This window comes from Sphingomonas qomolangmaensis (assembly GCF_024496245.1).
GTDB classification, from domain to species: Bacteria; Pseudomonadota; Alphaproteobacteria; order Sphingomonadales; family Sphingomonadaceae; genus Sphingomonas; species Sphingomonas qomolangmaensis.
Genome location: NZ_CP101740.1, coordinates 3310823 through 3322206, shown reverse-complemented (window position 1 = coordinate 3322206; position 11384 = coordinate 3310823). Strand labels below are relative to the sequence as shown.

The 11384-nt window shown below is 56.7% G+C and carries 7 protein-coding genes; 4 read left to right on the top strand and 3 right to left on the bottom strand.

Features of this window, described 5'->3' with window-relative positions:
• The first annotated feature begins 149 nt into the window (after positions 1–149).
• The 4 genes from NMP03_RS15650 (at position 150) to NMP03_RS15635 (ending at position 6006) form a co-directional block, all read left to right on the top strand.
• Complete coding sequence (locus NMP03_RS15650) at positions 150–1367, top strand: extracellular solute-binding protein (RefSeq protein WP_256506425.1); 1218 nt, start codon at positions 150–152, stop codon at positions 1365–1367.
• Positions 1368–2234: 867 nt separating this feature from the next.
• Entirely contained in the window at positions 2235–3386 is a 1152-nt protein-coding gene (locus tag NMP03_RS15645; protein ID WP_256506424.1) for a nucleotide disphospho-sugar-binding domain-containing protein, read from the top strand.
• Between the two features lie 105 nt (positions 3387–3491).
• Positions 3492–4304 carry a glycoside hydrolase family 5 protein gene (locus tag NMP03_RS15640; RefSeq protein WP_256506423.1) on the top strand — a complete coding sequence of 271 codons (813 nt, stop codon included), beginning with the start codon at positions 3492–3494 and terminating at the stop codon, positions 4302–4304.
• A complete protein-coding gene (locus tag NMP03_RS15635) occupies positions 4291–6006 on the top strand; it encodes a hypothetical protein (RefSeq protein ID WP_256506422.1) in 1716 nt (571 codons plus the stop codon). The genes NMP03_RS15640 and NMP03_RS15635 overlap by 14 nt, the downstream gene beginning before the upstream one ends.
• Before the next feature lie 554 nt (positions 6007–6560).
• Here NMP03_RS15635 and NMP03_RS15630 read toward each other — a convergent pair.
• From NMP03_RS15630 to NMP03_RS15620, 3 genes are read right to left on the bottom strand one after another with little or no spacing between them, the layout of a single operon-like run.
• Positions 6561–7718, bottom strand: a complete 1158-nt coding sequence (locus tag NMP03_RS15630; RefSeq protein WP_256506421.1) for an SAM-dependent methyltransferase — start codon at positions 7716–7718, stop codon at positions 6561–6563.
• A gap of 58 nt (positions 7719–7776) precedes the next feature.
• Entirely contained in the window at positions 7777–9930 is a 2154-nt protein-coding gene (locus NMP03_RS15625) for a peptidase domain-containing ABC transporter (protein ID WP_256506420.1), read from the bottom strand.
• Positions 9927–11381, bottom strand: coding sequence for an HlyD family secretion protein (locus NMP03_RS15620; protein WP_256506419.1), 1455 nt, complete (start codon positions 11379–11381; stop codon positions 9927–9929). The genes NMP03_RS15625 and NMP03_RS15620 overlap by 4 nt, the downstream gene beginning before the upstream one ends.
• Between the last annotated feature and the right edge of the window lie 3 nt (positions 11382–11384).

Below are 11384 nucleotides of genomic sequence, written 5' to 3'. Positions count from 1 at the left end.
TCTCCCGCGATCATTCGGTTGGCTCCAATCCGGACACACTGCTGGTGTCGCGCCCGGATCGAGTCGGCTATACTATCAGCGGAGCTTTTTGAACCGCGACTGCGGCCGTCCCCGTGCATCGTTTGTCCATACCCCAAGGGGCGAGGTCCATGCGAACACTTCTGCTAGCCGCCAGCCTCGTTGTTGCAACTATATCGGACGCGCCTTCGATCGCCCAGGACAGCGCTGCGCCGCCAAGGCGAGTGCTCAAGGCCTCACTCTACCCTTACATCCCGGATGCGAGCACGGCCTATTGGGCGATCGAGCAGGAGTTCGAAGCCAGGCACCCTCAGATCGACCTCCAGATTACGCTCAAGAGCGGCTATTATGACGAAAGGCCAGCCAAGGAAGGTATCGTCCATGAGAACGCCGATGTTTATGAGCTCGACTCGGTGTTTCTTGATGACTTCGTTCAAGCCGGACGCATTGCGCCGCTCACCGGCTTTGGCGACGTCGTGGAACAGCTGTTACCTTTCAGCCGAGAGATCGTCACGAAAGACGGCAAGCTTCTCGGGCTTCCGCACTGGGTGTGTGGCAACTTCCTGTTTTACCGAGAAGGCGATAAAGCGATCGAAGACGCAAAGTCGCTCGGCGACATCGAGCGCGCGCTTCGCAGTCAACCCGACCAATGGCTGATCGCAGACTTCTCGGGTAAATCGACGCTCGGTGAAATATACCTCGATGGAGCGATGGACCAGTTCGCGACGCGCGACGCCGCGCTCCGCCGTGTCGATCCGAACCGTCTCGACCCGGGGGTCGTGGGGATGATGACGCGAGCAATTGCGCTGTTCCGCCCCGGCTTTGGTCGCGATGGCGATTATCACGATCGCGCCGGTTTCTATGCCGGCCAGTTCGCGCGTGGGGCGGGCCGCGCCTATGTCGGCTATTCCGAACAACTCTTTTTCGCGATGAGCGAATCCATGCTTTCTTGCCGCAAGGACGAGGGATGCCTGGACCCGAAGACGATCAAGGTAGCCGAATGGCCTTTAGCCGACAGGGGTTCACAACCGATTGCTTGGGTCGACATATTGGTGATCCAAGCTCGGCTCGCTCCTGCGAAGCGTGCCGACGCCGAAGCTTTCCTGCGCTTCATGACGGCGCCCGACACCTATAAGATGTTGCTGATGCCGCGTTGGGATGCACCGCCGCGCTATCTGTTGCCCGCGCGGGAGGACGTGTTCGCCGATCCTGACCTCGTCGAAGCGGCGCCGCTTTACCCGATTTTTCGCGCGCGGATCGATCGAGCAATACCGATTACCGACAAGAAGCTTAACCAGCGGTTGCGTGATATTGGCGAAAGGCTGGACGCGACCTTGCCCACGCGATGAATACCGGGGCTGACGGGCGCTCACCCGAAGATACAGTTCACCCAAAAGTCCTTCGAAGCCCGTCTTAAGGACCCGGAAAATAACGGACCCGCTCGACGAACCGGGCACCCTCACCTCGATCAGCCAATAGTTGTGGCTTCAGTTCCGGCACCAGACCGCGTCGGGAAGCAGGCCTCACAGCCTGACAGACCAAGCCTCTGTCTCCGCCCGACCGGGATCGGAGCGAGGAAATGCGGCGATCTGCCAGCTTACTGGTCTTCCGAGTTCGGGAGTGCTCAAACATCATCCAGGAGCTGTCACATATGGCGGTTTTCGAGGGATTATGCCGCTGCAAGGAGGTCGGTCTGGAGCCTAAGCCGGGCTCGACCCGATTCGGCAGGTCGCATTCCTCAACGACGGAGGGAATGATGGCTTGCATTCATCCAACTGCGTCAAGGTGGCGGGGTCGGGGCGCATAAACCGCCATTATGGATCATCATCATTCCGATATCGTGGAGCGCAGTCTTTACCCCAGCAGTGAGACAGCTTAATCCCTTTGAATCACGCCCAAATTGCGTGCCGGGGCCACAGATATGAAAAAGTTAGGAACCCGAGCGCACCTCGCGTCTGAAGTCAGGCCTAGTTCGGACCGGCGAACTGGCCTGGTTCTCACGCCGCATAAGCCAATCATAGTAGGATATCTTTCCGGGTTTCTCCGGCATTCTTGGAGCTTTAACGGCAGCGGCTCCTTGTTCTCTTGATACTACCGCGTTACTCATTGAGTCCTATTGTGTCTTCACCTTATCTCAACGGTTTTTCTATTATTGTCTGAGGCGCGCCATCTCTAGTCCTTCTTTTATTCTCTGCACCATGGGTACGTTAGGAGACGTGAAACCGTTCACCGCTTTGGCGCGAAGCCTGATTTCTGCTGGGGGTCGGGTAGTTATTGCCACCAACGAAAACTGGCGGGATCTTGTCGCGGATACCGGTGCTGAATTTTACCCTATCTCGCCGCCTGACCCGCCACAGACCGGGCGCGATGACCTATCGTTCTTTGCACAGCAGGTGATACCCTCTTTCAGGCGAAGCTTTCACTATTTAAGCCGGCTTCTTGAGCAGGCTCCCCATACGATGGTCGTTTTTCGGTCAAACATGCTTGGTGCGGCATGCGCGGTAGAACGGTCAGGCTGCCGTTCAATACGAATATTGCTGCAGCCCTCTGCCGTACCATCATTCCAACGGCCGCCTTGGCCGTTGACTGCGTTGACCGAGGGACCCCTTGGCAGCATTGGCCGCAACGCGGTAATGCCCGCGATCAACTTCATCAGCTATCTTAACAGCCCGTACCGCCAATATATCGATCGCTTTCGTAAATCGATTGGCCTTTCCTCGCCGATTGGGAAATCCCCGAGGGCGTCTCCTGCGACCGATATCATGCTGTGCCCGGAGTGGTATGCCTTGCCGCAGTCGGACTGGCCTCCCGCTACCATTCTCGCGGGATTCCCGTTCGACAGGCGACCGGTCGCGGCTTCGTCCATTGCCAAAGACGCGATTGTTTTCACCTCGGGGACCGGAACCATCGACGGACCCGATTTTGCCCGCAAGTCAGCGATTGTCGCTGCGAACGTAGGAAAGCGGGCGCTGGTGCTCTCAAAAAGCCTGTCCCACGCTGAAAGCCATGATTCGATGGTGACGACCATGCCCTTCGTTGATTTGGCGGCGGTGCTACCCGGGGCAGCGGCGATCGTACATCATGGTGGTATCGGAACAATTGCCGAAGCGGTCAGGGCCGGGGTACCACAACTTATCGCAGCGGGCCGCTTCGATCAGCCTGACAATGCGGTACGGATAGCCCAATTAGGGTTAGGAGGCGCTATCCTTAGCAACCGTCCGGATCCCGGCGTAATATCGGCTACGCTGCTACGAGTTTTAGCAAGCACTCATGTACGAAGCCAGCTTCGCGTGGCATCGGACCTGGTGAAGCAAGAGGATGGGATTGCGATAGCTAGCGAATTTATCCTTGGACAAGTGGCCGCCTAGCCGATGACTATCGGGCGCAGTTCATCAATCGATCGCTACGGCCGACTCTCCGTCAAAGAACATCACGTCCTGGGCGAGTCGGGGGAACCAGTCACACTGCGCGGCATGTCGTTATTTTGGAGCCAATGGTCTCATCACATGCCGACCCGGAGCTGGATTGGCAGACTTGCGACCGACTGGCGGATAGACGTCGTGCGAGTACCCCTGGGGGTCGAGAATGGCGGATATCTATCCCATCCTGAAAGGGAGATCACCGCAGTTTTCGCGGCTGTCGACGCAGCGATCGAGCACGGTCTTTATGCTGTCATTGATTGGCATAGCCACAAGGCCCACACGAGATCAGCCATCGAGTTCTTTGACAGGATTGCGCAACGATACGCAGCGCTGTCCAATATCATATATGAGACCTGGAATGAGCCGACGACTGAAGACTGGGGAACAATCATTAAGCCCCATCACGAAGCGATCGTCAGCCGGCTGCGCGACAGGGGCATTGCGAATATTGCCGTGTGCGGAACGGGACACCATTGTACCGATCTTGCTTCAGCCGCTGCCTCGCAACTGCAATTCCATAACATAGCATATTCAGTGCACTTCTATGCCGCAACGCATCGACAGGGCCTCCGGTCGGTGGTCGAGGCCGCTCTTTCCAAGGGAGTTTGCCCGTTTGTAAGTGAGTTTGGCTTGTGTGAAGCGAGCGGAGATGGTGCCATTGACATCGCCGAGGCAAGTCGCTGGTTGTCCTTCCTTAATGATCGCGGAATAAGTCATCTCAATTGGGCTCTCAGCGATAAAGACGAAAGTTGTTCTGCGCTGGCTTCACCTTCACGGTTGTGGTCGCTTGGCCGAAGCCGGAATCTTTCCGCATCCGGCAGAGCAATGAGGCGCTATTTGCGCAACATCAGTGAGCAAGGCTGAAATTCAGATACATACGGGTTCTTTGATCCCGAATATGGAACTTTTGGGGCCGTCGCTGGCAGTCCCCACACCTGTTCGCGCGATCAGGGCACGCGTACTGTGGATTAACCGGAGATGGTGGACGCAGTATACCAAAACTTCCATCAACCAACGGGAATATTGCGATATCCGTGACTGGCTTCTTGATTCTTTTGCCGTCAACACCGTCACCAAGGGCCAGACTGACGCCGTTTTGGCGGCTGACCGTTACGGCAGCAATAGCGGATCATTGCATGGCGGGAGCGGACGCTGTGCCATGCTCGGTAATTTCAACGCCAAGGGCATCGGCCCCACCGGGCTAGTGCCACATGTAAGCATCGGAACTCACGAGGACGGGCGCGTATCACTTGCTGAAGCTATCCGTGAGGCTGTCAGCAGCGAAATTGCGGCTCGTGAGTTGCCGTATGGTTCGGTTCCGATTGTCGCCATCCTCGGCCTTCAGGATGACGCGGCAGGAGAAGCAATCGTCGTTCGGCCTAATTTCATCCGGCCGGCCCATTTTCAGCGATCAGTATTTTTCGGGAGTTCCGGTTTTCAGGGAGCCGATCAGCAAATTGACGCTGTGCGCGTTCGCGACGCTATCGACGCAGCGATAGCGCGACCTCAAGCAATAGGCTATCCTGGGCTTCCTGCGCTTATTCTACGCTACGCTGCCCAAATCGGGGCTTCGCAGGCACATCGCCTTTGGCAGGGCCGGTTCCTGTCGGCGAATGTCTCCGTCACGGGCGCGCTAGTCGATTTCGGTTCGTTCCGCGCTGTTCCGAGCTGGCACCGCTATTTTGGCGAACCGGGGGAGTTTTTTGGGAGGGATGCCGGTGCGCTCGCGCGTACAGCGAAGGCGTTAAACGCAACCTTCGCCGCCCACGGGTACCAATCCCTGCTGCAAACTGCGGAGCCTGACATGAAAGGCGCAATCGAAGCGGCCTTTCTTAGGGCCGTGCATGATGCACTTCACCTCTCGGCTTTCCCTCGATCCTCCGAAATACCTGGTTTGCTATTAGGCCTGTTCGATCGGCAACAACGGCAATCCGCCCAGATAGGCGATTCCACGGGCGTGTTTCGACTCCCGTGGCTATACCACCTCCTTGTTGGAGGGCCGCCAGTGCAAGGCGATCGCGATACGATCGAAGCTGGCACTATTTCAAAGGTCTTGTCGGCATGGGCACCGCACGACCCAAGCGAAAGGGATTTTGTTCTTCGTCTTCTTTTGGCGTGGACAATGCCGAGGGGTGTTTTAGCTTATGAATACAGCACCCGGCTGCTCTCGCGCTACCTGAATGGTATCGATACGCTGTCCGACGAGGCAGAGCGACGTATCTCCAACGTCATAGACTGGATGCTCTCGCGATCCTTTCGACGATGGTCCGGGCTTGCGATCGACTGTGCGCCACTTGGGCAGGTTCATCTGGACGGATCATCTGCGGTATATTGCCGGGAGCGCGGCGATGGTTACGCCGTTCTCTTGAGCGGTCCGATCGTGGGTGATGAAATGATCTGCTTTCGTTCACGACTGCCGATTGGTTGGTCCGAGGCCTCGCAAGGCTGGTTACGCTACCCCTGCGCGCCGGACGCTGCGCGGCTGGGGATGACGATCAACATTCGCGGAAATACGGTCGTCATCCCCCCGGCCAGCTTCCATTACCCCAATCCCGTCTGGGCATGATAATTCGAAGCCGCTCGGCGCCAATCAGCGCTACGCGGAGAACGTTGCTAGCCCTCGGGGGGACTCGAGTGACACTGTGGCCTCGTCTCCTGCAACCTGAACGAAACCCCACTTTCGAGCGCACACACGTCCCGGGCAGCTGTTTGAATGGGAAGCCACTCATCCGGCCTTGACGCCGCGGGATCACGCCGGAAAAAGCCGGCCTGCACTTACAAAAGGTGGTCGTAAGTCCTCGCAGAATTTGTCCCGAAGCGCAGGACGGGCCGCGCGTGCGGCGACACGAGCTCTTCACGCCGCCGTTGCGGAAAGGGATCGTCCGCTCGGGCGAGCGCTGGCAACACCATGAGGGCGTTGACCTGTGGCCCAGCGAGTTCTTTCAGGTTCCGATCGAGGTGGACGGACTTTCGTCCGGCAGACAAATATCCAGTAGGACGAACTGGGACCAGCTTTCGCGACAACCTAATGTTAGAACTATGTCGCCCCAAGCGCGTGGACCGAATTAGGGGAGCACGTCGCCGCTGAACTGTCCACGCGTGCTCCCGCCTTGGAAGCATCTATTTTTCTGCGAGCGCTGCAACCACGGCGCTGGGATGGCCGATGGCTAAAAGCTTGGCAGCCCGTTCACTCAGGTTCGAAAATCGATCCTCTGACAAGACAGCGGCGGCATCCGAACGATACCGGCGGCGCAGTTCCGGTTCCCGACTGAGCGCAATCATGAAATCAGCAGCCGGCGTTGGTTGCGGCAGGAAATAGTCAGGGCTTACCTTGAATCTCTCGAGGTTCTTCAGCGTGTCATGCTCGAACGTGCCGTAGCGATCTGTGCGGAACTCTCTCTCGGGGGGCGGCAGGGGTTCGTCGGGACGCCTGATACCCAGCGACACCGAGCGCATCGGATTGGTGGAGCACGCCTGCATAGGAGGGATATAGAGTGTGGACAAAGAGCAAAGCGAAGATTTGGCTTCCCCATGGCGCAATTCCCCTATTGCGAAGCTCTCGATGAGAGGCTCCACGCCTACATACTGGGGTGCAATATAGTGCGTTACTTGCCAAATAGAGCCATATGTCTCTTCAAGCACATCAACCAGCATAGGCAGGCCAGCGTTAACGAACCCCTGTGGTGAATGCTTCAGGTCTCCGATAAGTCCAACTTGCCATAGGACAATATGGAGGCTTGGATCAATCCGCCTATCACGTAACAACATATCCGTGGCCTCGAAGCTCTGCAGTCCGGGCAACGCCGGATCAAATCCCAGATCGGCGACCAGGTAGTCGAGAGCAGAGATGCCTGGTCGCATCCGGGCACGATACCCCTCACGCCGTGCTATCTTTATCGCGCGATGAGCCGGACTGGCGAAGATTCCTGGGTGGCCGTAGTAAATTGCCACAACCCTTTTGCCCCTCCGAACCGGCTGGAGCATCGCCTCCGCCATCCTTGTATACGTAGCAAACCGATCAAGCGTGGCGTCATAGAACACCCGTAGATCGATGGCTTCCGGCACAAGATCGTGCAGCCATATCTGCGATACCCTGTCATAGAAGCAGTAAAATACAACATCGGCACTTCTGATTTCGGCCTCGGCATCATTCAGAAAGTCCAAGTAACAAATCCCCGAACCAATAACGGTGAGTTCGCCGCCGGTCTCTTCTCGGGCAGACGGATTTTCCAGATCGTGCACAATCTCGCGCGCCAGATTTTCACACCGGTCAGCCATTTGGCGCGCTGACGGGTACCCCTCTCCCGAACGGCGCAACTCGCGATGGTGTGTCGGGCTATGAGGCAAGAGAGATTCCTTCCGGACCAAAGGGTGAGGTGGCAGAGTGCTTCGGGTCGCGAAGGACAAAAACTGATCCGTTCCGGATTTCCACGCGGCGGTCGGCAGCAGCTATGGTTTCGGGCCGATGGGCTACGATAATGCGAGTCATCCGAAGCTGCTTTAGTGCGAGGTTCAACGCAGTTTCGTTTTCGGTATCAAGGTGTGAGGTGCCCTCATCCAGAACCAGCACCTTTGGTCGCCTGTATATCGCTCTGGCAATCATCACACGCTGCTGTTGACCGCTCGAAAGACTTGATCCCATGTCCCCGACCAGCGTTTCATACCCCATGGGCATAGCCCTGATCTCGGCATCGATTCGGGCGAGGGAAGCGCACGACTTTACGTATTCGAGGTCTATATCTTCGTCAAAAAGCGCGATGTTTTCGGCAATTGACCCCGTCATCAGCCTGTCTTCCTGCGTTACCAGTGCAATCTGCCGACGTATCTCTCGAACGTCCCACTCCTTTATCGGTCGTCCATCCAATAAGACCTTTCCTGAGCTGGCATTAAATAGGCCAGTAATTACCTTAAGAAGGGTTGATTTCCCGCATCCTGATGCACCCACAATGGCAACAAACTCTCCCGGTTGAACGGTAAGGTTCACATTGCTGAGAACAGGCTTTTCTCCGAAACCGTACGTATATGATGCAGCCCGACACTCTATATGACCCTCGACGACACCCTTATATCCTCCTCCATCGATACCATCCTCTTTTTTCGCCAATGCAATGTCGGCGAGACGCATCAGATTAACTGAAAGCAGCTTCCAAGAGATTATCGTCTCGATAAGGTTGACGAAGCGGGTACCAAACTGCCGCTCGTAAGCAACAAACGCCATCAGCATTCCGACGGTCAGGGTCCCGGACAGCACTTCGAGTGCACCGACATAAATCACGATAATGCTTGCCAGCCCGTCCAACAGCGCATTGGCGCCATTACTGGCGAGCTTTATATTGCCAGCCCGGATCATTGAGTTAACGGCGGCAGCTGTAGCGTTTCGTTGCTGGCCTTCCTTAGCCAACTCAGCGCCAGTTGATTTCACTGTGTTAAATGCTCGCAAGGTCTCGAGGAAGCGCGTTTGCTCGAAAGCCTGATTAACGATCAGGTCGCCTGCCAAGCGCCGCTCAAGCTGCAAAGTTCCAACTCTTATTGGAATGATCAATAACATCGATATCAGTACGATTATCGCGAGCTTCGCTGAATACGCGAACATGAGCGCCAGCACCAAGGCGCCTAGCACACCATCAAGGATACCGATGATGGCACCATTGGAAATGAATTGCTGAATAGGATCGATAGATCCAAAGCGACTTTGAATATCGCCAATCTGTCGCTTTGAAAACCATTCCAGTGGAAGCCGTATAAGGTGATGGAACACCTTGGTTCGCATATCAAATGAGAGGTTCTGCGATATGAACTGAATGACGAAACCCCGCAATAGAACGGCCGCCACCCGAAACAAAAGCACCATCCCAAATGCGATTGCAAGGGACTCGATGAGATCGATATTGCCCTTTACCAAAGCTTCATCGATTATTATCTGCATGTAAAAGGGTGAAGCCAATACAAGCAATTCAATTATGATCGAAAGGACCATTGCCTGGATCAAGCCCCGGACAATATTAGGGCTGAATTGAACCATAGAGGTCAGCGTGAGAGGCGTTCGCTCCGTCTGGGCCTTGAAAGCGGGAGCCGCGGCAAGTTCAAGGGCCACGCCGGAGAACCCACGGGAAAGGGCGCTTTTCGCGATGTTGATGCGTCCAAGGGCCGGGTCGACGATCGTGATCCTTTTACGCGTTACCTGCTCTAGAATGACAAAATGGTTACCGCGCCAGTGCAGGATCGCCGGCAATTTGAGCTGGGCCAATTCATCGGGCTCGCAGCGTATGGCCCGGGTTGTAAGATGGATAGAATTTGCGATCTCCATCATAATGCGTAAGGTAATGCCCTTGAGCGAAGTGCCGAACCGTCGGCGCATCGCTGGCATGTCGAGCGCATGTCCATGATAGTTCGCCATCATAACCAGACATGCAGTTCCACATTCCGCAGCTTCTGATTGCCGAATGACCTCGATGCGGCGACGCCCGGATAGGTTGAGCACTCCTGTCATCCGTGATTGCCTCGTGCACGCAGGGGTTCGAGTATCCAGTCGGCAAAGGAACGCTTCTCGAGGATAATGTCAGCGTCGAATGTCATGCCTGGCAGAAGCCGGTGCCGAGTTCCGTACGCGGTGATATCGTTGCGGTCGATAATCGCGATCACCCGGTACGCGGGCTCATCGGAAAGCGCGCCTGACGGCGACTCTTCGGGTCGGATCAACGTCTGCGAGACCTGCCGTATAACAGCCTTAGCCGCCCCGAAACGCTGATAAGGAAACGCATGGTAGCGCATTCGCACTTCCTGGCCGACCCGGATAAGGCCGATGCTTCTGGAGGGGATATGGAGGACCGCTACGATCGCTCGACCTTTCGGTATGATTGCCAGCAGAGGAAACTGCGGTCTTGCAATCTGACCCGGACTGATCTGGACGGCCGATACTCTCCCCGTCGTCGGCGCGACAATCTGCTGCCGGGCACCGACATCGGACTGGATGCGGCGCTGGTTCAGCGCGGAGGTTGCTTCGGCGAGCACCGTCGCCTCCTGCTGCGTAGTGTATTTTGCCTGCGCAGATACCGCTCTTTGTCGGGCGCCTTGCTCCTGCAGAACGCGCAACCGGCCTGCGGTTTCATCCGCCGCTTGCCTGGCAGCCAAGAGCACCAACTCCCTCTGCCTTACCGCATTCCCTGAGATGAAGCCGCGCTCGGCCACCGGCTTGATGACATCGAGATCCTCCTCGGCCATCTTCAGTCGCTGATTCTGGTGACTGAACGCCCCCCGCAACGACAGCATCTCCGACTCGATGAGGCGCTGGGCCGCAAGGGCCTCGCTATCGCGCTGGATAGCGAGTTGCCGGAGGGACAACTTCCGCTCATTGAGGATAGCGGCCTGCTCGTCGAAGCCAGCTTCCAGATTCTCGCGAAGGCCGCGACCGTCGATAGCAACGCTATTATTTGCGAGGGTAAACAGCGGCTGCCCCTTCTTCACGATCTCCCCTTCGCCGACAAGAACGCTTTCTACGGTGCCCGGTTGATTGACGAACAGCTGAGCTCTGCCACCGTCTACATCCAGACTTCCAGGGACGATCGCTGTACGCTCGAATGTCTGATTGAACATTATCGCCGCAACGACGATTATTACCAACAGGGTTGTCAGGGTAGCCCATGTCCAGCTCACCGGAAATCGGGCTATAGGCTGCCCGAAAGCCGTTTCTCGGGCGTGCTGTATTGCCTCCCTGCGCAGCAACGTATCCGGCTGATCGTTCGAAACGTCTGAAGTCGATGGTGACCTCCGCGCCCCCTCACGACTCTCCGCAATGCCGTCCAATGGATCGGAAGCCTTCACCTGGCCATCATCAAAGAGCGAAGTCGGAGCGGCACGGCCGCCCGCAACCCCTGAAAGCCCGTTCAAAGGGTCTTCCGGGCCAGAATACCCTGTCGTTTGACGATCGTCACGGTTCTGCATGGC

Bases quoted from the DNA above. Each gene is read 5' to 3' on its own strand.
- NMP03_RS15630 (WP_256506421.1), bottom strand. From the start codon at position 7,718: ATGGCTGACCGGTGTGAAAATCTGGCGCGCGAGATTGTGCACGATCTG.
- NMP03_RS15640 (WP_256506423.1), top strand. From the start codon at position 3,492: ATGTCGTTATTTTGGAGCCAATGGTCTCATCACATGCCGACCCGGAGC.
- NMP03_RS15620 (WP_256506419.1), bottom strand. From the start codon at position 11,381: ATGCAGAACCGTGACGATCGTCAAACGACAGGGTATTCTGGCCCGGAA.
- NMP03_RS15650 (WP_256506425.1), top strand. From the start codon at position 150: ATGCGAACACTTCTGCTAGCCGCCAGCCTCGTTGTTGCAACTATATCG.
- NMP03_RS15625 (WP_256506420.1), bottom strand. From the start codon at position 9,930: ATGACAGGAGTGCTCAACCTATCCGGGCGTCGCCGCATCGAGGTCATT.